Origin of the sequence: Salmonella sp. NW38, assembly GCF_051807745.1 — a bacterium.
In the GTDB taxonomy this organism is placed as follows: domain Bacteria; phylum Pseudomonadota; class Gammaproteobacteria; order Enterobacterales; family Enterobacteriaceae; genus Salmonella; species Salmonella enterica.
Window position 1 is genome coordinate 54,124 of the sequence record NZ_JAMMTO010000015.1, and the last position, 21,752, is coordinate 75,875.

At 53.5% G+C, this 21,752-nt stretch carries 19 protein-coding genes; 2 read left to right on the forward strand and 17 right to left on the reverse strand.

Annotated features, from left to right (window positions below):
* The 16 genes from thrP to trxA form a co-directional block, all read right to left on the reverse strand.
* Nucleotides 1-1,386, reverse strand: coding sequence for a bifunctional threonine/serine APC transporter ThrP (thrP, locus tag NA624_RS21590; protein WP_000818377.1), 1,386 nt, complete (start codon nucleotides 1,384-1,386; stop codon nucleotides 1-3).
* Nucleotides 1,387-1,592: 206 nt separating this feature from the next.
* Complete coding sequence (gene wecG / locus NA624_RS21595) at nucleotides 1,593-2,333, reverse strand: lipopolysaccharide N-acetylmannosaminouronosyltransferase (protein ID WP_000183614.1); 741 nt, start codon at nucleotides 2,331-2,333, stop codon at nucleotides 1,593-1,595.
* The gene (gene wzyE / locus NA624_RS21600; protein WP_000055605.1) at nucleotides 2,330-3,688 is read right to left on the reverse strand and encodes an ECA oligosaccharide polymerase; all 1,359 of its coding nucleotides are present in this window, start codon (nucleotides 3,686-3,688) and stop codon (nucleotides 2,330-2,332) included. Before wzyE ends, wecG begins: the two co-directional genes overlap by 4 nt.
* The gene (locus NA624_RS21605; RefSeq protein WP_000217193.1) at nucleotides 3,685-4,764 is read right to left on the reverse strand and encodes a TDP-N-acetylfucosamine:lipid II N-acetylfucosaminyltransferase; all 1,080 of its coding nucleotides are present in this window, start codon (nucleotides 4,762-4,764) and stop codon (nucleotides 3,685-3,687) included. The genes wzyE and NA624_RS21605 overlap by 4 nt, the downstream gene beginning before the upstream one ends.
* Nucleotides 4,761-6,011: a lipid III flippase WzxE gene (wzxE, locus tag NA624_RS21610; protein ID WP_000050300.1), complete on the reverse strand. Its 1,251-nt coding sequence runs from the start codon at nucleotides 6,009-6,011 to the stop codon at nucleotides 4,761-4,763. The genes NA624_RS21605 and wzxE overlap by 4 nt, the downstream gene beginning before the upstream one ends.
* A gap of 1 nt (nucleotide 6,012) precedes the next feature.
* Nucleotides 6,013-7,143 (reverse strand): dTDP-4-amino-4,6-dideoxygalactose transaminase, encoded by a 1,131-nt coding sequence (gene rffA, locus NA624_RS21615; protein ID WP_000612084.1) that lies wholly within the window; start codon nucleotides 7,141-7,143, stop codon nucleotides 6,013-6,015.
* Nucleotides 7,144-7,147: 4 nt separating this feature from the next.
* A complete protein-coding gene (gene rffC, locus NA624_RS21620) occupies nucleotides 7,148-7,825 on the reverse strand; it encodes a dTDP-4-amino-4,6-dideoxy-D-galactose acyltransferase (protein WP_001145156.1) in 678 nt (225 codons plus the stop codon).
* A complete protein-coding gene (rfbA, locus tag NA624_RS21625; RefSeq protein WP_000676077.1) occupies nucleotides 7,803-8,684 on the reverse strand; it encodes a glucose-1-phosphate thymidylyltransferase RfbA in 882 nt (293 codons plus the stop codon). The genes rffC and rfbA overlap by 23 nt, the downstream gene beginning before the upstream one ends.
* Nucleotides 8,685-8,716: 32 nt before the next feature.
* The gene (gene rffG / locus NA624_RS21630) at nucleotides 8,717-9,784 is read right to left on the reverse strand and encodes a dTDP-glucose 4,6-dehydratase (RefSeq protein WP_000822143.1); all 1,068 of its coding nucleotides are present in this window, start codon (nucleotides 9,782-9,784) and stop codon (nucleotides 8,717-8,719) included.
* Nucleotides 9,784-11,046, reverse strand: coding sequence for a UDP-N-acetyl-D-mannosamine dehydrogenase (wecC, locus tag NA624_RS21635; RefSeq protein WP_000011229.1), 1,263 nt, complete (start codon nucleotides 11,044-11,046; stop codon nucleotides 9,784-9,786). The genes rffG and wecC overlap by 1 nt, the downstream gene beginning before the upstream one ends.
* On the reverse strand, nucleotides 11,043-12,173 hold the full coding sequence (gene wecB, locus NA624_RS21640; RefSeq protein WP_000866685.1) for a non-hydrolyzing UDP-N-acetylglucosamine 2-epimerase: 1,131 nt from the start codon (nucleotides 12,171-12,173) through the stop codon (nucleotides 11,043-11,045). Before wecB ends, wecC begins: the two co-directional genes overlap by 4 nt.
* A 55-nt stretch (nucleotides 12,174-12,228) precedes the next feature.
* On the reverse strand, nucleotides 12,229-13,275 hold the full coding sequence (gene wzzE / locus NA624_RS21645) for an ECA polysaccharide chain length modulation protein (protein ID WP_000193413.1): 1,047 nt from the start codon (nucleotides 13,273-13,275) through the stop codon (nucleotides 12,229-12,231).
* An 11-nt stretch (nucleotides 13,276-13,286) separates the two neighbouring features.
* The gene (wecA, locus tag NA624_RS21650) at nucleotides 13,287-14,390 is read right to left on the reverse strand and encodes a UDP-N-acetylglucosamine--undecaprenyl-phosphate N-acetylglucosaminephosphotransferase (protein WP_001050948.1); all 1,104 of its coding nucleotides are present in this window, start codon (nucleotides 14,388-14,390) and stop codon (nucleotides 13,287-13,289) included.
* 239 nt (nucleotides 14,391-14,629) lie between these two features.
* Entirely contained in the window at nucleotides 14,630-15,889 is a 1,260-nt protein-coding gene (gene rho / locus NA624_RS21655; protein ID WP_001054532.1) for a transcription termination factor Rho, read from the reverse strand.
* A gap of 87 nt (nucleotides 15,890-15,976) precedes the next feature.
* The gene (locus NA624_RS21660) at nucleotides 15,977-16,060 is read right to left on the reverse strand and encodes a rho operon leader peptide (protein ID WP_134820045.1); all 84 of its coding nucleotides are present in this window, start codon (nucleotides 16,058-16,060) and stop codon (nucleotides 15,977-15,979) included.
* Nucleotides 16,061-16,307: 247 nt separating this feature from the next.
* A complete protein-coding gene (trxA, locus tag NA624_RS21665; RefSeq protein WP_001280776.1) occupies nucleotides 16,308-16,637 on the reverse strand; it encodes a thioredoxin TrxA in 330 nt (109 codons plus the stop codon).
* Nucleotides 16,638-16,780: 143 nt separating this feature from the next.
* Here trxA and rhlB point away from each other — a divergent pair, with 143 nt between their 5' ends.
* Together rhlB and gppA are read left to right on the forward strand one after the other, a co-directional pair.
* Nucleotides 16,781-18,046: an ATP-dependent RNA helicase RhlB gene (gene rhlB / locus NA624_RS21670; RefSeq protein ID WP_000047525.1), complete on the forward strand. Its 1,266-nt coding sequence runs from the start codon at nucleotides 16,781-16,783 to the stop codon at nucleotides 18,044-18,046.
* Nucleotides 18,047-18,164: 118 nt separating this feature from the next.
* Entirely contained in the window at nucleotides 18,165-19,646 is a 1,482-nt protein-coding gene (gene gppA / locus NA624_RS21675) for a guanosine-5'-triphosphate,3'-diphosphate diphosphatase (RefSeq protein ID WP_001089447.1), read from the forward strand.
* A 39-nt stretch (nucleotides 19,647-19,685) separates the two neighbouring features.
* Here gppA and rep read toward each other — a convergent pair whose 3' ends face one another.
* A complete protein-coding gene (gene rep, locus NA624_RS21680) occupies nucleotides 19,686-21,710 on the reverse strand; it encodes a DNA helicase Rep (protein ID WP_001238842.1) in 2,025 nt (674 codons plus the stop codon).
* Nucleotides 21,711-21,752: the final 42 nt, after the last annotated feature.

A 21,752-nucleotide genomic window follows, 5' to 3' on the forward strand; every position in this document is an offset into this window, starting at 1 on the left:
TTATTCCCCCACCTTGTGGGCGGTTCCGTGACGATTCAGACCGAAAACTTTGTAGACCAGCGTGACGGCCAGCAGGAAGATGACGCCGACAAACAGCGACATGCGCGTATCTTCATTAAAGTACATGCCGATTAAAACGCAAAACAGAAACGCCATCGTCAAATAGTTCGCCCACGGGAACATAATGGAACGAAAAGGATGATCCGCAATCGCTTCTTTATGCGCCCGACGAAAGCGCAGTTGGCTAATCAGAATGACAAACCACGGCACCATCCCCGGCAGTACGCTGGCGCTATAAACGTAAACAAAGACGCGCTGCGGATTGGGGATGATGTAGTTCAGGCAAGAACCTACCAGCAAAATCAAAATAGAGAGCGCCACGCCCGCGACCGGCACGCCGTGGCGAGAGACTTTCGCGACTGCCGCCGGCAGTTGACGGTTTTTCGCCAGCGCGTAAAGCATACGCCCACAGCTATACATTCCGCTGTTACAGCCGGAGAGCGCCGCCGTCAGCACGACAAAGTTGATAATGCCCGCCGCAGCGGTGATGCCGATTTTCGCGAAGGTGAGCACAAAGGGACTGCCGTTGCTGCCAATCTCATTCCACGGGAAAATGGTGACGATCACGAAAATCGCGCCAACATAAAAAATCAGGATACGCCACAGCACTTTACCCACCGCGCTACGCAACGTCACCTGCGGATTCTTCGCTTCACCGGCGGTAATACCGATCAACTCAACCCCCTGATAAGAGGCCACCACGATACATAATGCGGTCAGAAAGCCTTTCCAGCCGCCGGCAAAAAAGCCGCCATGCTCGGTCAGATTACCAAAGCCAATCGCCTGGCCGCCGTTACCAAAACCGAAGAAAATCACCCCCAGGCCGATGATGATCATCACAATAATCGTGGTGACTTTGATCATCGCAAACCAGAACTCGATTTCACCATACAGGCGCACCGCAGCCAGATTCGCCAACGCGACCAGTCCGACGGCAATCAGCGCCGGTATCCACTGCGCCATCTCCGGAAACCAGAACTGGACGTAGACCCCAATGGCGGTAATTTCCGAGATCCCGACCGCCATCCACATAAACCAGTATGACCAGGCGGTAAGATAGCCAAAAAAAGGACTCATATACCGGTGGGCGTACACGGCAAAGGAGCCGGTAACAGGTTCCAGAAAGAGCATCTCCCCCATCGAACGCATGATGAAAAAGACGAACAATCCGGCGATGATATACGCCAGCAGCACTGACGGGCCCGCCCATTTCAGCGTACTGGCGGCGCCCATAAAGAGTCCGACGCCGATGGTGCCCCCGAGGGCAATCAATTCAATATGACGAGCTTCCAGCCCACGCTGTAGCTCCGGTTTTTTCTCTGCCATAAATCCTCATGTCGTGTTTGCAACGGTTCCGGTAGTACCGGTTATTGTTATGGGTACATCGATTGTTGCGAATATTTTCTTAAATTTGGACAAATGGCAAATGGAGCATTAAAAAAATGCACTTATTGTGTAAGAAATCATCGATTATGTTGTAAATGAGCAGCGCCATAAGCACAATCCGCTGCTCAAGTCATCAGAAGGGAGAATTAGAGATCGCCAGTATAGTGCCAGCGAAGGTAGCGCAGCAGACGCATCTGGCGGGTAATACGCTTCGGTTGAGAAAGCAGACGATACAACCACTCCAGCCCCAGGTTCTGCCATATTTTTGGGGCGCGTTTGACGTGACCGGTAAACACATCATAGGTACCGCCCACCCCCATATATAGCGCATGGGGATGCACTTCCCGACAATCGCGCATGAGCAATTCCTGTTTTGGCGATCCCATCGCGACGGTGACAATTTTCGCGCCGCTGGCATGGATACGCGCAAATAGCGCCTGACGCTGCTCCGGCGTAAAGTAACCGTCCTTGCTACCCACAATATTGACGTTCCACTGCGTCCGCAGTTTTGCTTCCGTCTGCGCCAGCACCTCAGGCTTGCCGCCGACAAGAAATACCGGCGTGCCTTCTTTACCCGCGCGCGCCATTAACGCTTCCCAAAGGTCAGCGCCAGCCACACGAGAAACCTGCGCCTGCGGAAATTTTTTACGTATTGAACGCACCACGCTGATGCCATCGGCATATTTAAATTCCGCCGCCGCTATCAACGCGCGGACTTCCGGATTATCTTCCGCCGTCAGCAGCTTTTCGGCGTTGATCGCCACCAACGTGCCTTGCTTCAGTTGACCATCGGCAAACAGATAATTCAGCGCATGTGACATGTCGCGCCAGCCAATCAGAGGTAACCCGCGCAGCGAGTAAAGGGGCGCAGCGGCATTATTGGTCATAGTTTTCCTTCCACCTGTGCCTGAGGGAGCGAAGTTGTACGTTTATGAATCAGTCCGGCGCTATCAAATAACCAGAACAGAAGCTTAGCGACCAGCAGGCTGGCGCCAAAAACCACCAGGAAGAAAACCACGCGCGAGACAAACGAATCCAGCCCTTCTCGCGCCAGCACAATCATATTAAAGATGGCGCCAAAGCAGAAACTGTGCAGAATCGCCGCCTTATAGCGATTGGGCTCCCGGTTACCCAGTTCATATAGCCAGTCGAACCATTTGATAATCAGCCCGACGACGATCGCGCCGAGCGGAATAAACAGCGCCCCGCCCATGACCACCAGCGATCCGATAAGCGTTGGCGATATCGCCAGGCCAGAATGGTTGTTCAGGACTTCCCAGGTGAAGTAATTCGCAGAATTCAGCACGATACTGGGTCGTCCCGGCCATAACCAGGTGGGAATAAAGACGTAGAAATCACGCACGATAGGGGCCAGCCCCTGAAAATCGATATTGTGGTAATTTTGCAACAGCAGCGCCAGATTCTCCCACGGCGAAAAGGTATCGCGCGTCAGATAAAGAAACGTATAGAACGCCTCATCGCCGCTCACATTTAATCCGTAGCGTTTGAGCGCCAGCCAGAACATACCAACAATCCCCAGCACGCCCGCCGCTGCCAGCATCCACAGGCTGATCCAGCCCCGAATAATGCCGATAAACAGGAAGATAGCAAACGCAATAATGATGTTAGCGCGCGTGCCGCCGACAATCATGTAGGTCAACAGACCAAACGCGACGGTGCTCACCAGAAAGAACAGCCACGCTTTGCTGTCCTGGCGCAGGAAATAGACCACCAGCATCGCCGGAATGAAGAAATAGAAGAACCGTTTTAACGCCACGCCGGAGACTTCGCTGGAAAAGATCTGGCTGTAGGAGTGCAGCCGGAACAGCAAAAAGCCGTTATGCATAAAGAAAATCGCCACGCTCACCAGCGCGATGCCCATCAGGATCACCCAGGTAAGGTGGGTTTCCACCCGGTTCATGGTAAATAGCGGCTTGCGTGGTACATCCACAACGCGTTTGCGTAAACGCGTTTTATAGGTCACGTAATACACGCCGTAGAAACAGGCGGCGGATAATAGAGCCTGCAATAAGATTTCCGGCGGCGCGACGCCAACGTCGAAACGAAATACCAGCACGCTGGTTAGCGGAAAACCAAAAAAGAAGGTCAACAAAAACAGCAACGAAAAGAAAACGTTGAAGTTAAAACGCACGCGGCGAAATTCAAACCAGGTCAGCGTGGCGATAAACAGCGTAGAGAGCAGCCAGACCACCAGCAGCCCGCTGAATTGCATTAAACTCATTCGGCTTCTCCTGCGGCGATTCTCAACGCATTATGCCACGGTTGCAGGTAGTTGGGGCTAAAGAAGGTGATGCCGCTTTTATCTACCGATGCGAGCTGACGCTGCGCCTCGCGCACGACCTGCTCATTAAGATCGTCCGTGGTAAACAGGACGGGCAGATGCTGTTCCGCCATATCCTGCCAGAAAGGATTGTCGCGATTCAGTACGCACGGGATATCGGCCTGAATTAGCAGGCACAACGTCCCGATCCCCTGTTGGCGGGCAAAAATAAAATAACCGAGGTCGCACTGGCGCAACAGCGCAAGATAGGCATCAAATTCCATTTTTTCGCTAAGAATTTGTAGATTTTCGGCGCTAAATAGCGCCAGAGCGGCCTGGCGAACCTCATCAATATAGGCCTGGTTATTGGCCGGATAGCCCATCGGCACCACCACGTTTACCGTATCGCCAAACTGCTGATACACCGCCCGTAACGCCGTAATATGTTGGTTACTGCGATCGCCGGAGTTCCCTACTAAAATGGTCAATTTCCCCGCACGTTGGCGCTCTTTTGCCATAGAGTTCAGGGAAGGGTCCATGCGCGTCGGGAAATAGAGCAACTCGCCGCGTACGCCCGGGTGCTGGCGCGCAAAATAGCTGAGATCGCCGCGCGTCGCGAATACGCCTCCTACTCGTCCCTGCGCGATACGACGAAGCGGGTAGAAAAGGCGGAATTTCAGCCCGTGGGACACTTCGTAGAGATCCGCGCCCCAGATATGCCAGTAAAACTGAGCTGGCTTAATACCGCCGCTTAACAGCGCCAGCCACAGGCTGGTGTTGAACTGACCGTGAAAGAAGAATCTCTGTCGACGATTTGCTTTCGCTTTGGCGATGACCGCCTGCGCCAGCGCTTTCTTACTGCCATAAAAACGAAGCGAGAGCGCCGGGCAGCTTTCCGTGAAGCCGTTATCTTCGCCGGCAACCATAAATTCACGCGCGTGCTCGCTTGTGGCGGCCAGCGTATCATTGAAAAACCGCAACACGGTGTGGTTATGGTGAGGGATATCCGATCCCAGGACGTGAATCAGTACAGTCATGCTCGCCTACGCCAGAGTAAAAATACGCCGCAACAAAGTGAAAAATAGACAATATAGGTGGCCATATAAGCCTGTGCCGCACCCAGCGCGCCGTGAGCGGGAATCAGCCAGTGAGCGAACGCCGTTAACAGAATGAACTGGCTAATTTCGGCCAGAATGTAAAATCGCAACGACGCTTTGGCAATCACCAGATAACCGAAAACATAGGCGCCGACTTTCAGCACGTCGCCCACTAACTGCCAGGCGAACAGATCGCGCATCGCGGTGAATTTGGCGGAAAAAAGCAGCCAGATAGCAAAATCGCGCAGTAGCCAGACGGTAAAACTCGCCGCCGCGACCGCCGGTAAAACAAATTTCAGCGCTTTTACCACTTCACGCGTAATGTCCTGTTTTTCCGTCAGGCGTGAGAGCGTGGGTAACAGGTAAACGCTGAAGGAGGCGGTGATAAATTGCAGATAGGCATCAGAAATACTGCTCACGCCCTGCCAGATCCCGACATCGCTCCAGCTATAGTGCGCGGCCAGTTGGTTTCGCATCATCACATAGGCGACCGGCATCGTAACAGAGGTAATCAGCGCCATCAGGGTAAATTTACTAAGCTGCCCTGCCAGACCGTTGTCCCAGGAGGGCTTGAGATAGCGTAGCGGGACGGTGCCGCGCTTAATCAGTATCATACCGGCTGGCACTACCACCAGCGCCGGCACCAGCGCCAGGCCAAGCAGAGCGCCTTCATAGCCGCCAACACGGTAGCAGAGATACCAGGCGGCGACGCCCAAAAAGCTGCCGACAATTAACGATAAGGCATTACCCGACGCGTCACGAAAGCCCTTCATTAGCGCCAGCAGCAGGTTCGCCCAGGCGATCCCCATTTGTACCAGCGCAACCAGACGCACCAGCCCTTGATAGTCCGTATGACCGAACAGTCCCTGGCTAATCGGCGCCGCCGCCAGCAGGAAGACCAGCGCCAGCAGCGTAGAGAAACCCAATACCATCGCGGAGGAGGTTCCCACCACGGTACGTAACTGCGCCGGGTTATCATGATGTTGTGCGACGAGTTTGGTAACGCCGTTAAATATCCCGGCACCAGCCAATACGCCCAGCACGGTGATCATCTGGCGGAAGTTACTCGCTTGTCCGACGCCCGCCGGACCAAAAGAGACGGCCAGTAGTTTCACCACCAGCAGTCCGGCGCCAATTTTTACCAGCGTACTGACCGCCGTCCACAGGGAGGCTTTAGCAAGCGACATATCAGGAGAAATAATTTAGCAAGGTAGTAATCACCGTTCGTTGATCGACGGGCGCAAGGTTATAAAACAGCGGCAGACGCAACAAACGTTCGCTCTCTTTTGTGGTGTAGACATCGTCCCCGATAAACTCGCCGAATTTATCGCCCGCCGGACAATCATGCAGCGGAATGTAATGGAATACCGCCATGATTTCCGCCTCTTTCAGGAAATTAATCAGCGCGCTGCGATCGGCGATATCCCGCAGTTTGATGTAAAACATGTGGGCATTATGCCCGCAGTTTTCCGGAATAGAAGGCAGCTCGATACGCCCGGCGCGCGCCAGCGGCGTTAACGCATCGTAGTAAGTCTGCCACAGCGACAGACGCTGTTGATTGATACGATCGGCGGCCTCCAGTTGCGCCCACAGGTAGGCAGCCTGCAGATCGGACATCAAATAACTGGAGCCGATATCCCGCCAGGTGTATTTGTCCACCTGACCACGGAAGAACTGGCTGCGGTTGGTGCCTTTTTCGCGGATGATCTCCGCGCGTTCAATCAGCGTACGATCGTTGATCAGCGTCGCGCCGCCTTCGCCGCCAGCGGTGTAATTTTTGGTTTCATGGAAGCTAAAACAGCCGACGTGACCGATCGTTCCTAACGCGCGCCCTTTGTACGTGGACATCACGCCCTGGGCGGCATCCTCGACAACGAACAGATTATACTTATCCGCCAGCGCCATGATGACGTCCATTTCACAAGCGACGCCAGCGTAGTGTACCGGCACGATAGCGCGGGTTTTATCAGTAATTGCCGCCTCAATCAGCGTTTCGTCAATATTCATCGTATCCGGACGAATATCGACAAACACAATTTTCGCGCCGCGCAGGACAAAAGCGTTAGCGGTGGAGACAAACGTAAAGCTCGGCATGATCACTTCATCGCCGGGCTGAATATCCAACAACAGAGCCGCCATCTCCAGCGACGCGGTACAGGAAGGCGTCAGCAACACCTTCGCGCTGCCGAAATGTTGCTCTAGCCACTGCTGGCAACGGCGCGTAAAGCCGCCGTCGCCGCACAGTTTGCCGCTGCTCATTGCAGACTGCATGTATTCGAGTTCGGTTCCCACCACCGGCGGCGCATTAAAAGGAATCATGTTGTCACCTGTATAACCAGTACGCAGTGCTTTCGATGTTGGCACCGCTTTGTATGTAACGTTTAAGCGCGGCGGTGTTGCCCAACTGGGTCGCCACCCGCAATGTTGCTTTGCCGCGACTCTGCGCCCAACAGATCGCCGCCTGCATAAGTTCCGCTCCCGCGCCGCGTCCAGCCAACAGACCGATGCGCGCGTCGGTATCATTCAATTCCCGCAGCGAGACGTAACCGCGGATAGCGCCTGTCTCCGTGCGAAGCACCAGGCATTGGTGATCAAACGTGCCGCGTACCGCATTCTCAATCCACTGGGCGTAAAAACGGGCGCTGGCATCGGGCGCATACCACGGCGCGCGAAAACGACTCTGCGTAAACGCCTCTCCGGCCAACTGACGCAAAGCAGGGATGTCCGTAAGGTGTGCAATTTCCGCGCCATGCTGGTCGCGATGCCCTTTTACCGGCAACGCAAAATCCACTTCGCCTTCAACCAAAGAGAATCCCAGCGATTGCAACGCCGACAGCCAGGCGATGTTTTCAGCCGGCACTTTTACCTGCACGCGTTGCCACGCCTGCAGCGCTTCTGGCGTTAATTCGGGCGCTGAGGCATCGATACGCACAATGCCGCTATTCACGCCAAAGAACGTATTTTCCCAGAGTAACGGTTCAATACTGGCGCGGACGGGCACGGAGCAACTCCAGTAAATATTGGCCATAGCCGGTTTTTTCAAGCTGACTGGCGGCGCGTTTCAAACCATCATCATCCAGCCAGCCGTTGCGCCAGGCAATCTCCTCCAGACAGGCAATTTTGAAGCCCTGGCGCTTTTCCACCGTCTGCACAAAAGTGCTCGCCTCAATCAGACTGTCGTGGGTGCCCGTATCCAGCCAGGCGAAACCGCGGCCCAGCAGTTCAACGGTCAGCTTACCTTCCTCCAGATACATCTGGTTGATAGAAGTGATCTCCAGCTCGCCACGCCCGGACGGTTTCACGCGCTTCGCATACTCGACGACCTTGCTGTCATAGAAATAGAGGCCGGTGACCGCCCAGTTAGATTTAGGCTGTTTCGGCTTTTCTTCCAGCGAGAGCGCGCGAAAATCATCGTCAAACTCCACGACGCCAAAGCGTTCCGGGTCCATGACCTGATAGCCAAATACTGTAGCGCCTTCGGTACGCGCCGCGACCTGACGGAGTTTGGGGCTAAAGCCCTGACCAAAAAAGATATTGTCGCCCAATACCAGGCATGAGGGTTCACCGTTGAGGAACGTTTCGCCAATGATAAAGGCCTGCGCCAGCCCATCCGGGCTGGGCTGCTCGGCATAGTGTAAATCGATACCGAATGCTGCGCCGTCGCCCAACAAACGCTGAAAGTCGCGTTTATCCTCCGGCGTGGTGATGATCAAGATCTCACGAATGCCCGCCAGCATTAGCACCGATAACGGATAGTAAATCATCGGTTTGTCGTAGACGGGCAGAAGCTGCTTTGATACGCCGCGCGTAATGGGATGCAACCGGGTACCGGAACCTCCGGCCAGAATGATGCCTTTCATTCGTTTCTCCTCCAGGAGTAAGAACCTGCCGTTTAGCGTTTCAGTCCTAAGCGTTCGCCCTGATAACTGCCATCCTGCACGGGTTTCCACCAGGCCTCATTGGCGAGATACCACTGAACGGTTTTTCGCATCCCGCTTTCGAAGGTTTCCTGCGGCGTCCAGCCCAGCTCGCGGGCGATTTTCGACGCGTCGATGGCATAACGTAAGTCATGGCCGGGTCGATCGTCGACGAAGGTAATCAGATCGTGATAATTCGCCACACCCTGCGGTTTTTGCGGGGCCAGTTCTTCCAGCAGAGCGCAGATCGTCCTGACCACATCCAGATTTTTACGTTCGTTATGACCGCCGATATTATACGTTTCGCCCACCGCGCCGTTCGTCACCACGTGATACAACGCACGGGCATGATCCTCCACATACAGCCAGTCGCGAATTTGCTGACCGTTGCCATAGACCGGCAATGGTTTACCCGCCAGCGCGTTCAGAATCATCAGCGGGATCAGTTTTTCCGGGAAATGGTAGGGCCCGTAGTTATTAGAGCAGTTGGTGACAAGCGTAGGCAGACCGTAGGTACGTAACCAGGCGCGTACCAGATGGTCGCTGCTGGCTTTGGAGGCGGAATAAGGGCTGCTTGGCGCATATGGCGTGGTTTCGGTGAAGAAATCGTCTGCAGTATGCAGATCGCCATACACTTCATCGGTGGAGATATGGTGGAAGCGGAACGCCGCTTTAGCGTCCGCGTCAAGCGCGGACCAGTAAGCGCGAGCGGCTTCCAGCAAGGTGTAAGTACCAACGATATTCGTTTCAATAAACGCCGCCGGGCCGTCGATGGAACGGTCTACATGGCTTTCCGCCGCCAGGTGCATCACGCTATCGGGCTGATACTGCTGGAAAACTCGCTCCAGTGATGCCCGATCGCAGATATCCACCTTCTCAAAGGCGAAACGGTCGCTTTGCGCCACCGACGCCAGAGACATCAGGTTGCCCGCATAGGTGAGTTTATCCACCACCACCACCGCGTCTGCCGTTTCATGGATGATATGCCGCACCACCGCAGATCCGATAAAGCCTGCGCCGCCGGTCACCAGAATCCGTTTCATCAGCGCCAGACTCCTTTGGTATCAACCACATAACGTTGATTAACCGCATCGCCGGGAATCGCTTTAAATTCGTCATGATCGACCAGCATCACCAGCACATCGGCGGCGGCCAGCGCCGCGTCCAGTTTCGCCAGCGTGCAAAGTCCGTCCAATTTTTTCGGCAACTGATGGATATTCGGTTCGACGACCAGGGTTTCGCCGCTGTGCCAGCGGGCGATACTTTGCGCGATCCCCATCGCCGGGCTTTCGCGCAGATCGTCGATATTCGGCTTAAAGGCCAGCCCAAAACAGGCGATTTTCACTTCGCTGGCGCGTTTATCGGTGGCCGCCAGGCAATCTGCGACCGCGGCTTTTACCTGATCGACCACCCAGTGCGGTTTGCCGTCGTTCACTTCACGCGCGGAGCGAATCAGTCTCGCCTGCTGCGGATTTTGCGCCACAATAAACCACGGATCGACCGCAATGCAGTGCCCGCCAACGCCTGGGCCCGGCTGCAAAATATTGACGCGCGGATGGCGGTTCGCCAGACGGATCAATTCCCAGACGTTAATCCCCTGTTCGGCGCAAATCAGCGACAATTCATTCGCAAAAGCGATATTCACATCACGGAAGCTATTTTCCGTCAGCTTGCACATCTCTGCGGTGCGCGAGTTGGTGACAACGCATTCGCCCTCAAGGAAAATTTTGTACAGCGCGCTGGCGCGAGCCGAACATACTGGCGTCATACCGCCAATCACGCGGTCATTTTTAATGAGTTCCACCATCACCTGACCCGGCAGCACGCGCTCCGGACAATAGGCGATATTCACGTCGGCCTGCTCGCCCGCCTGCTGGGGAAAGGTCAGATCCGGGCGCATCCCGGCCAGCCAGCCGGCCATTTGCTCCGTTGCGCCGACCGGCGATGTTGATTCCAGAATTACCAGTGCTCCTTTTTTTAATACCGGCGCAATGGATTTCGCCGCGGCTTCCACATAGGCCATGTCAGGGTCGTGATCGCCTTTGAATGGCGTCGGCACGGCAATCAGGTACGCATCGGCCTCGACAGGTGTCGTCGTTGCACGCAGAAAGCCGCCTTCCACCGCCATCTTCACCACATTGCCCAACGCCGGCTCCACGATGTGAATTTCACCGCGATTTATGGTGTCTACCGCATGTTGGTTGATATCCACGCCGATAACCTGCTTCTGGCGGGAAGCAAAAGCGGCCGCAGTCGGTAATCCGATATACCCCAGCCCAATAACAGAAATGGTCGTAAAACTCATAACGATACCCGATAACTTTTTAACGCCTGTAAAATGCGCGCGCATGATTGCCCGTCACCATAAGGATTATGGGCGCGGCTCATAGTTTGATATTCATTTTCGTCGTGCAGCAGACGCATAACTTCCGCCACAATGCGCCGGGAGTCCGTGCCGATCAGTCTTACCGTACCTGCGGTAATGGCTTCCGGACGCTCTGTGGTTTCACGCATGACCAATACCGGCTTACCTAATGACGGCGCTTCTTCCTGAATACCGCCGGAATCGGTCAGAATGAGCCAGGCGTGATTCATCAGCCAGACAAAAGGTAAGTAGTCCTGCGGCTCAATCAGTACCACGTTTTCAACATGGCCGAGGATACGGTTGACAGGTTCGCTGACGTTGGGATTGAGATGCACCGGATAGACAATTTGCACATTCTGGTTCGCGGCGGCGATTTCCGCCAGCGCCTGGCAGATATGCTCAAAGCCCTGACCAAAGCTTTCACGCCGATGACCGGTCACCAAAATCATCTTCTTATTCGCGTTGAGGAAAGGATACTGCTCGGCCAGTTCAGCCTGTAATGTATCGCTCGTCAGAACGCGATCGCGTACCCAGATCAGCGCGTCGATAACGGTATTGCCAGTGACAAAAATGCGCTCATCCGGAATGTTCTCCCGCAACAGATTCTGCCGCGAGTTTTCCGTCGGCGCAAAGTGGTACATCGCCAGATGTCCGGTCAGCGTACGGTTTGCCTCTTCCGGCCAGGGGGAATAGAGATCGCCGGTTCGCAACCCGGCTTCTACGTGCCCTACCGGAATTCGTTGATAGAAAGCCGCCAGGCTGGTAGCAATCGTAGTGGTGGTATCGCCATGAACCAGCACCACATCAGGTTTAAAATCTGCCAGGATCGGCTTTAATCCCTCCAGAATTCGGCAGGTAATTTCCGTCAACCCCTGTCCCGGCTGCATAATGTTGAGATCGTAATCAGGCACAATAGAAAAAAGAGTTAATACCTGATCAAGCATCTCCCGATGCTGCGCAGTAACGCATACTTTGGCCTCGAAATGAGGATCTTTTTCCAGCGCATGGACCAGAGGCGCCATCTTAATGGCCTCCGGTCGTGTACCAAATACAGTCAGTACTTTCACATCGATTCTCTTCGAATAGACAGTAGGGGCCCAGCCCCCTACTGCAGAGGTGTTGCTAAATCGTGCGGCGACGGGTTAAGGCAACGCCCGCACCGATTAGCGCCCCAACGATACCCCACATAATCATCAGGAAGGCTCGGCGTGGGCTATCACGTTTTACCGGTTCTTCCGGCGTACGCAAATAACGATAGGTCTGAAAACGAGGGTCCAGGGTCGGCCCCACATTAAGCGTATTCAACATTGCCCGATTTTGAAAGTAGTCCAAATCGAACGCAGGGCCAACCGCTTGCAGATTTTCAAGACGCGCCTGCAACATAGGGCGACCGAGTAAAAAAAGCTCTGAGTCCGGTAATTCATCCGCCGGGACATCCGTCGCGCTACGAGAAATATTATGTTGTTCCGCAATTTTGAGCGCCTGCTCAATACTGTTTACACGACGTGAATAGATCGCTTTCGCAACCTCTTCCTGCCGTTTGACCTGGGCTTTCATCTGCACGGTACGCGCAGCCCAGGCACCTTTTAATTCATCATTCAGATGGCTCGCCGCCCGCTGGCTGGCGAATGCGACATACTGACGCAGCAGATTATTGGCATCCGGCGCAGTTTCAGCAATCAGCTTCACGTTGTCGTTGATGGCGCGTGTAAAATCGCCGGGCGTAAACTGTATGTTATTGATCAGTTCATCAAGCATCGCCGCATCAGCTTTGCTATTCCCGACCATTCGCTGCTTGTAATAGTCCGTCTGTAACCAGAAATCGCGACGCGTATCCCAGGAGGCAAGTTGCATGATGAACTCTTTATACGCTTCATCCATCACCGAGGGCTTATCAGAAGAAGCAGGATCGGTCTTAATATCCAGGTTGCGCAGAAACTGCTGCTGGGAGTAATAACCGCCCAACATATTTACGGTTGGGCGATCGGTGATCGCCGTCGCACTCCACTCCTGACGAGCAAAAAAGGTATAGGCTAACGCGATAAGGGCAAATAGCAGGCCAATGCCGATAATCCAGAATTTGCCAGCCCATAAAGTACGAAACAACCCGCGAATATCCAGTTCATTTTCAGCGCTCACCGCGCGTGCCCCCGGTAATGGTTGTGTCATCGTATCCTCATTTACTTGGTTAAGTTTGGCCGGTTCTTACGGTGTCTGCGCAGGCGACGCTTCACACGCTTAATAAATCTCGCCACCTTCCAGGCCCGCTTAATGCAGTAGCCATAGAGGAAGAATGCTAGCAAAAAGAGCACCAACATAACCCATTCAGGAACAAAATGAGAATATTCTGCCGCTACGCCGACTCCCGCCAGAATGGCGGCGGCAAGCGTAATCAGTACAAACGCCTGACGAGAGGTAAATCCGGCGCGCATGATAAGATGGTGAATATGCTGACGATCAGGTGAGAAGGGACTCATTCCTTTACGCAGACGGCGATACATAATCGCCACCATATCCATCAGCGGGATAGCGATAATCCATAGCGCGGTAACCGGACTGATAGGGTGAGTTTTCCCCTGCGTCGTTTCCAGTAAGATCCAGATAACGGTAAAACCAATCAGAGTACTACCGGCATCGCCCATAAAGACTTTATAACGCCGCCCCAAAATACCGAGATTAAGCATAATGTAAGGCAGAATCGCGGCAATCATGGCGAAGCACCATATTGCCAGGCTGGTTTGACCGTCAAACCATAAAATCAGCCCCATCGCCGCGAATGAGACGCTGGATAGCCCGCCCAACAGGCCGTCAATACCGTCCACCATATTGAAAGCGTTGATCGCCGCCCATACGGCAAACAGAGTAAGGAAATAGCCGAAGGGACCGAGCACCATCTCCCAGGAGCCAAAGATATAGCCGAGGCTGCTAAGATAGAGCTTACCGAATACCATCATAATGATACCGATCGCGGCCTGTATGGTCGCACGGATCTTCACGCTGATATCAAAACGGTCGTCCAGCGCACCGATAAGAACCAGTACGCCCGCACAAGAAAGATAAAGCGACGCATGAGGAATATAGTGGTCAACGATTCCGAATGTGAAGCAAATCCCTGCGTAAACCGAAATCCCTCCAACCAACGGTATCAGCCCCTGGTGGCGTTTACGAAAGTTGGGTTTATCCACTAAACCGATTTTTTTTGCGACTTTACGCGCAAAAAACAGGAACAGTGTCGTGAATAAAAAAATACTGATGAGATCAGTACTCACGGTCAGTAAATTCACAATGCGTGCTCTCAGATAAAATTAGTACCAGAAGTATAACCATGAAGACCTTTATTCAGAAGGGAAACCCTGCTCTGAATCAGGCAGAATTGTTTAAATATCAACCACACGATACCGATAACGAATGGATGGCGAAGCCCCGACCCGGTTTATCATCATTTTGTAAATGTATCGTTAAGATTACAGATATAAAACAAAAACGCCACGTAAAAACGTGGCGTTTTCAGGTAAAGACCAGGTTATGAGCGCTTCATCATCTCGAAAAAGTCGTCATTAGTTTTGGTCATCGCCAGTTTGTTAATGAGGAATTCCATCGCGTCAATTTCACCCATCGGATGGATGATTTTACGCAGGATCCACATTTTCTGCAGCTCTTCCTGAGTGGTGAGCAGCTCTTCTTTACGGGTACCGGAACGGTTGTAGTCGATAGCCGGGAAGACACGTTTTTCAGCGATCTTACGCGAAAGATGCAGCTCCATGTTACCGGTGCCTTTAAACTCTTCGTAGATAACTTCGTCCATTTTGGAGCCGGTATCGATAAGCGCGGTAGCGATGATGGTCAGACTGCCGCCCTCTTCCACGTTACGCGCCGCGCCGAAGAAACGCTTCGGACGATGCAGGGCGTTAGCGTCCACACCACCGGTCAGTACTTTACCGGACGCCGGCACCACGGTGTTGTAGGCACGCGCCAGACGGGTGATGGAGTCGAGCAGGATGATAACGTCTTTCTTGTGTTCAACCAGACGTTTCGCCTTCTCGATAACCATTTCAGCAACCTGAACGTGGCGGGATGCCGGTTCGTCAAAGGTAGACGCAACCACTTCGCCTTTCACCAGACGCTGCATCTCGGTTACTTCTTCCGGACGTTCGTCAATCAGCAGCACCATCAGCACGCAGTCTGGGTGGTTATACGCGATGCTCTGCGCGATGTTCTGCAGCAGCATGGTTTTACCCGCCTTCGGCGGCGCGACAATCAGACCGCGCTGGCCGCGACCGATCGGCGAAGCCAGATCCAGAACGCGTGCCGTTAAGTCTTCGGTAGAACCGTTACCACGCTCCATACGCAGACGAGAGTTTGCGTGCAGCGGGGTTAAGTTCTCAAAGAGGATTTTGTTACGGGCGTTTTCCGGTTTGTCGTAGTTAACTTCGTTAACTTTCAACAGCGCAAAATAGCGTTCACCTTCTTTCGGCGGGCGAATCTTACCAGAAATGGTATCACCAGTGCGGAGGTTGAAACGGCGGATTTGGCTGGGGGAAACGTAGATATCATCAGGACCGGCGAGGTAGGAGCTGTCTGCAGAACGGAGGAAACCAAATCCATCCTGCAATATCTCCAGCACACCGTCGCCAAAGATATCTTCGCCACTCTTTGCGTGCTGCTTCAGGATGGCAAAAATAATGTCCTGCTTGCGCATACGGGCCAGGTTTTCCAGCCCCATACTTTCGCCGAGAGTGATCAGCTCAGAAACCGGCGTATTCTTTAATTCGGTAAGATTCATAATGGTGTGAGTTCTTAAACTTGGGGTAAATCTCGAACTTAATGTTGTGAATGGTATGGCAGGGTCATCCATGCCTGTTTACGGCTATCAACTCATGTCTGTTCGCTGTCTGGTCACAGGAAAGTACGCAGAACTGAAACGACAAGACGGAATGAGCGAAGAGCCAGGAATCTTTCCACTTCTCGTGCGAGAAAAAACGGGAAGTGACGGATAAAACCAGATTCAAACTTAATAAGGTATGTTTAATTCGAAGTCAATACTAACTTAGCACGACTCAGACCGGGCGTCCAGAGATCCTGACAATTTAAGAATAACGTAAGGACAACAGACGCCACGAAACTGCCTGATACCTTAATCATTCGTCGAATGACAGACGCCTGACCATACAGCGCCTTTGTCATTCGACGTATAAAAGGTATTACGCCAGATTGGCGTCGAGAAACTCTTTCAACTGACCTTTAGACAGTGCGCCTACTTTGGTTGCCGCCACTTCGCCGTTTTTAAACAGCAGCAGAGTCGGAATACCGCGGATGCCATATTTAGGCGCAGTACCTGGGTTCTGGTCAATGTTCAGTTTGGCAACGGTCAATTTGCCCTGATATTCGTCAGCGATTTCATCCAGAATCGGAGCGATCATTTTACACGGCCCGCACCACTCTGCCCAGAAATCAACGAGGATAGCCCCGTCCGCTTTGAGTACATCCGTGTCAAAACTGTCGTCAGTCAGGTGAATAATTTTATCGCTCATATATAACTCCACAGGAATAAGCCTGGCGTGTTGGTGTAGCATTAACCAACGAGGTGCTGATGTTAACTTCGCCAACAAAGGTTGACTTTATTTCACCGGATACGCTTTCGTAAAGCAATAGTAAGCTGATATTCTACCACACTATGAGCAAAACACATTTAACAGAACAGAAGTTTTCCGACTTCGCCCTGCACCCACAGGTGGTTGAAGCCCTTGAAAAAAAAGGGTTTTATAATTGTACGCCCATTCAGGCACTGGCCCTTCCGCTAACGCTGGCGGGTCGTGACGTTGCAGGGCAGGCGCAAACCGGTACCGGGAAAACGATGGCGTTTCTGACGTCAACGTTTCATTATTTACTTTCTCATCCCGCGATCGACGATCGCAAGGTGAACCAGCCGCGCGCGCTGATCATGGCGCCGACGCGTGAATTAGCCGTACAAATTCACGCAGACGCGGAGCCGTTGGCGCAAGCGACAGGCTTAAAATTAGGCCTGGCTTACGGCGGCGATGGTTACGACAAGCAGCTTAAAGTGCTGGAAAGCGGCGTTGATATTCTTATTGGTACGACGGGCCGACTGATCGACTACGCCAAACAAAACCACATTAACCTCGGCGCCATTCAGGTCGTCGTACTCGATGAAGCCGATCGCATGTACGATTTGGGCTTTATTAAAGATATCCGCTGGCTGTTCCGTCGTATGCCGCCGGCTGCGCAGCGTCTGAACATGTTGTTCTCCGCCACCCTGTCTTATCGGGTTCGCGAGCTGGCGTTTGAACAGATGAACAACGCCGAATATGTTGAAGTGGAACCGGAGCAAAAGACCGGCCACCGCATTAAAGAAGAGCTTTTCTACCCCTCTAATGAAGAGAAAATGCGTTTACTGCAAACGCTGATCGAAGAAGAGTGGCCGGATCGCGCCATTATTTTCGCCAACACCAAGCATCGTTGCGAAGATATCTGGGGACATCTGGCGGCAGATGGCCATCGTGTTGGTCTGCTGACCGGTGACGTCGCGCAGAAAAAGCGCCTGCGGATTCTGGATGAGTTCACCCGCGGCGATCTGGATATTCTTGTGGCGACCGATGTCGCGGCGCGCGGGTTGCATATCCCCGCCGTAACGCACGTCTTTAACTACGATCTGCCAGATGATTGTGAAGACTATGTTCACCGTATCGGTCGTACCGGTCGCGCTGGCGCCAGCGGACATTCCATCAGCCTGGCTTGCGAAGAGTATGCGCTGAATCTGCCCGCCATTGAGAGCTATATCGGCCACTCGATTCCGGTCAGCAAATACAATCCGGAAGCGCTCATGAACGATCTACCCAAGCCGTTGCGCCTGACGCGTTCGCGTCCTGGCAATGGTCCGCGCCGCGCTGGCGCTCCGCGTAATCGTCGTCGTTCAGGTTAAGAAAAGTTATGCCATACACAAAATCATTTAGCCTGTATCAAGGCGGCAAGAAAACAAATCCCGATGAGCTTAGGAAGAGTACGCAGCCAACACGGATACAGGTTGAAGGATGAAGTGTATGAATTCCACCTCGTTGTATGCCGCTATTGATCTCGGTTCCAATAGTTTTCATATGCTGGTCGTGCGCGAGGCGGCGGGAAGCATCCAGACGCTGACCCGAATAAAACGCAAGGTGCGTCTGGCCGCGGGTCTGAACAACGACAACCACCTTTCAGCCGAAGCGATGGAACGCGGCTGGCAATGCCTGCGTCTGTTTGCTGAACGTTTGCAGGATATTCCGCAGCCGCAAATCCGCGTGGTTGCCACCGCAACATTGCGTCTCGCCGTCAATGCAGGGGAATTTATCGCGAAAGCGCAGACTATCCTTGGTTGTCCGGTGCAGGTTATCAGCGGCGAAGAAGAGGCGCGGCTAATTTATCAGGGGGTCGCTCATACCACCGGCGGCGCAGATCAGCGGCTGGTGGTGGATATCGGCGGCGCCAGCACTGAACTGGTTACCGGCACTGGCGCGCAAACCACGTCGCTGTTTAGCCTGTCGATGGGCTGCGTAACGTGGCTTGAACGCTATTTTAGCGATCGTAATCTGGCGCAAGAAAACTTTGATGATGCGGAGAAGGCCGCGCGCGATGTACTGCGTCCGGTCGCCGATGAACTGCGTTTTCATGGCTGGAAGGTCTGCGTGGGTGCCTCCGGCACCGTACAGGCATTGCAGGAAATCATGATGGCGCAGGGGATGGACGAGCGCATTACGCTCGCCAAACTGCAGCAGCTAAAACAACGCGCGATACAGTGCGGGCGTCTGGAAGAACTGGAAATCGAAGGCCTGACGCTGGAACGCGCGCTGGTTTTCCCAAGTGGGCTGGCTATTCTGATCGCGATATTTACCGAGCTGAACATCCAGAGCATGACGCTGGCAGGCGGCGCGTTACGCGAAGGGCTGGTGTATGGGATGTTGCATCTGGCGGTAGATCAGGATATCCGCAGCCGCACGCTGCGAAACATTCAGCGTCGGTTTATCGTCGATACCGATCAGGCGAACCGCGTAGCGAAGCTGGCAGATAACTTCCTCAAACAGGTAGAAAATGCCTGGCATATTGAGCCTATCAGTCGTGAACTGTTGCTTAGCGCTTGCCAGTTGCATGAGATCGGTCTGAGCGTTGATTTTAAACAGGCGCCCTATCATGCCGCCTATTTAGTACGCCATTTGGATCTGCCTGGCTATACGCCCGCGCAGAAAAAGTTGCTCGCCACCCTCTTACTGAATCAGACCAATCCGGTCGATCTCTCTTCGCTTCATCAGCAAAACGCGGTACCGCCCCGTGTTGCGGAACAGCTATGCCGTTTGCTGCGACTGGCGATTCTTTTTGCCGGTCGCCGTCGTGACGATCTGGTACCAGAAATTACGCTACAGGCGCTAAATGAAAATCTGACGTTAACCTTGCCTGGCGACTGGCTGGCGCATCACCCGCTGGGTAAAGAGTTGATTGATCAGGAAAGCCAGTGGCAAAGCTATGTACACTGGCCGCTGGACGTTCGCTAACCGTAGTCTGATTGCCGGATGGCGCTTCGCTTATCCGGCCTACGATTTCGCTCGCTTTGCCGCCATCATGGCTTTCAGATTAGCCAGGTGACTTTGCCCTTTTTGCATTCGCTCCTCAGCGCTTACCACTTTGCGCTCCTGCTCCCAGATTAAATCATCCTGCGGCAGTTCTAACAGGAAGCGACTGGGTTCCGGGCGCACCAGCTCCCCATACTGACGGCGCTCTTTACATAATGTAAAGGTAAGCTCTTTCTGCGCGCGAGTGATCCCGACATAGGCCAGCCGACGCTCTTCCTCAATATTGTCTTCGTCAATGCTGCTTTGATGCGGCAAAAATCCTTCTTCCATTCCCACCATATAGACATACGGGAATTCCAGTCCTTTCGATGCATGAAGCGTCATCAACTGTACCTGATCCAGCTCTTCTTCGCTCTCGCCACGCTCCATCATATCGCGCAGCGTAAAGCGTGTAACCACCTGGGTCAGCGTCATCGGCTCATCAAGTTCGTTGCCTTCCAGCATCTCAGTCATCCAGCTAAAGAGCTGGTTAACGTTTTTCATACGCATTTCCGCCGCTTTGGGGCTCGGCGAGGTTTCGTACAACCAGGATTCATAGTCAATACCGTGGATGAGATCGCGCACGGCGGCGACAGGCTCGCGTTCGGCCAGACGCTGGATTTCCCCCAGCCAGTGGGTAAAACGCGTCAATGAATCGTAACCACGTCCGGTCAGCTTTTGACTAAGTCCCATATCAAAGCTGGCGGTAAACAGGCTCTTATTACGCGTCATTGCCCATTCACCCAGTTTTTGCAGAGTGGCCGGACCGATTTCGCGTTTTGGCGTATTCACGATGCGCAGGAAAGCGCTGTCATCATCCGGGTTGGTCAACACCCGCAGGTAGGCCAGCAGGTCTTTAATCTCCGGACGGGAGAAAAATGAGGTGCCGCCGGAAATTTTGTACGGAATACGGTTCTGCATGAGGAATTTTTCAAATACCCGCGACTGATGATTCCCGCGATACAGAATGGCGTAATCCTTGTACTGGGTCTTGTTCACAAAGTGATGGGCAATCAGTTCGCCGGTAACACGCTCAGCTTCATGCTCTTCATTGTTTGCGCTTAACACTTTGAGTTCCGCGCCGTAACCGAGCTCGGAAAAGAGGCGCTTTTCAAAGACGTGCGGATTGTTGGCGATGAGAATATTCGCCGCTTTCAGGATGCGGCCCGAAGAACGATAGTTTTGCTCCAGCTTAATCACCTGCAGCGCCGGAAAATCCTGGCTCAGTAACACCAGGTTTTGCGGACGCGCCCCGCGCCAGGAGTAGATAGACTGATCGTCATCGCCTACGACCGTAAAGCGCGCGCGTTGCCCGACCAGCAGCTTAACCAACTCATACTGGCTGGTGTTAGTATCCTGATATTCATCCACCAGCAGATAACGAATTTTATTCTGCCAGCGCTCGCGCACCTCGTCATTGCGTTGCAGCAGCAGCGTCGGCAGCAAAATCAAATCATCAAAATCGAGAACGTTGCATGCCTTCATATGGGCGTCATAAAGCCCGTAGCAGTGAGCAAAAATACGATCGCGTTCACCTTTCGCCCCGGCCGCCGCCTGCGCAGGCGTTTTGAGATCGTTTTTCCAGTTGGAGATCGTGGAGATCAGCTGTTGCAACAGAACCTTGTCGTCTTCAATCAGGCCTTCGGTCAGCTCTTTGAGCAAGGCGACCTGGTCGGTATCGTCAAACAATGAAAAGTTCGATTTCATCCCCAGCGCAGCGTACTCGCGCTTAATAATATCCAGCCCTAGCGTATGAAAGGTGGAGATCATCAAACCGCGCGCTTCCTTACGGCCGAGCGTCTGCCCGACGCGTTCTTTCATCTCACGCGCGGCCTTGTTGGTAAACGTCACCGCCGCAATATGCCGGGCCTGATAGCCGCATCCGCGGATCAGGTGGGCGATTTTATTGGTAATTACGCGAGTTTTACCAGAACCCGCTCCTGCCAGCACCAGGCAGGGTCCGGTGACGAATTCGACAGCGTGTTGTTGGCCGGGATTTAAACGCATGGGAATAGTGCTCAATCTTCGAACGGGGGAGGGATTGTAGCA

Bases quoted from the DNA above. Each gene is read 5' to 3' on its own strand.
- thrP (WP_000818377.1), bottom strand. From the start codon at position 1,386: ATGGCAGAGAAAAAACCGGAGCTACAGCGTGGGCTGGAAGCTCGTCAT.
- rho (WP_001054532.1), bottom strand. From the start codon at position 15,889: ATGAATCTTACCGAATTAAAGAATACGCCGGTTTCTGAGCTGATCACT.
- rfbA (WP_000676077.1), bottom strand. From the start codon at position 8,684: ATGAAAGGCATCATTCTGGCCGGAGGTTCCGGTACCCGGTTGCATCCC.
- rep (WP_001238842.1), bottom strand. From the start codon at position 21,710: ATGCGTTTAAATCCCGGCCAACAACACGCTGTCGAATTCGTCACCGGA.
- wzyE (WP_000055605.1), bottom strand. From the start codon at position 3,688: ATGAGTTTAATGCAATTCAGCGGGCTGCTGGTGGTCTGGCTGCTCTCT.
- wzxE (WP_000050300.1), bottom strand. From the start codon at position 6,011: ATGTCGCTTGCTAAAGCCTCCCTGTGGACGGCGGTCAGTACGCTGGTA.
- trxA (WP_001280776.1), bottom strand. From the start codon at position 16,637: ATGAGCGATAAAATTATTCACCTGACTGACGACAGTTTTGACACGGAT.
- wzzE (WP_000193413.1), bottom strand. From the start codon at position 13,275: ATGACACAACCATTACCGGGGGCACGCGCGGTGAGCGCTGAAAATGAA.
- rhlB (WP_000047525.1), top strand. From the start codon at position 16,781: ATGAGCAAAACACATTTAACAGAACAGAAGTTTTCCGACTTCGCCCTG.
- gppA (WP_001089447.1), top strand. From the start codon at position 18,165: ATGAATTCCACCTCGTTGTATGCCGCTATTGATCTCGGTTCCAATAGT.
- rffG (WP_000822143.1), bottom strand. From the start codon at position 9,784: ATGAAACGGATTCTGGTGACCGGCGGCGCAGGCTTTATCGGATCTGCG.
- rffA (WP_000612084.1), bottom strand. From the start codon at position 7,143: ATGATTCCTTTTAATGCGCCGCCGGTGGTGGGAACCGAACTCGAATAC.
- NA624_RS21605 (WP_000217193.1), bottom strand. From the start codon at position 4,764: ATGACTGTACTGATTCACGTCCTGGGATCGGATATCCCTCACCATAAC.
- wecG (WP_000183614.1), bottom strand. From the start codon at position 2,333: ATGACCAATAATGCCGCTGCGCCCCTTTACTCGCTGCGCGGGTTACCT.
- wecC (WP_000011229.1), bottom strand. From the start codon at position 11,046: ATGAGTTTTACGACCATTTCTGTTATTGGGCTGGGGTATATCGGATTA.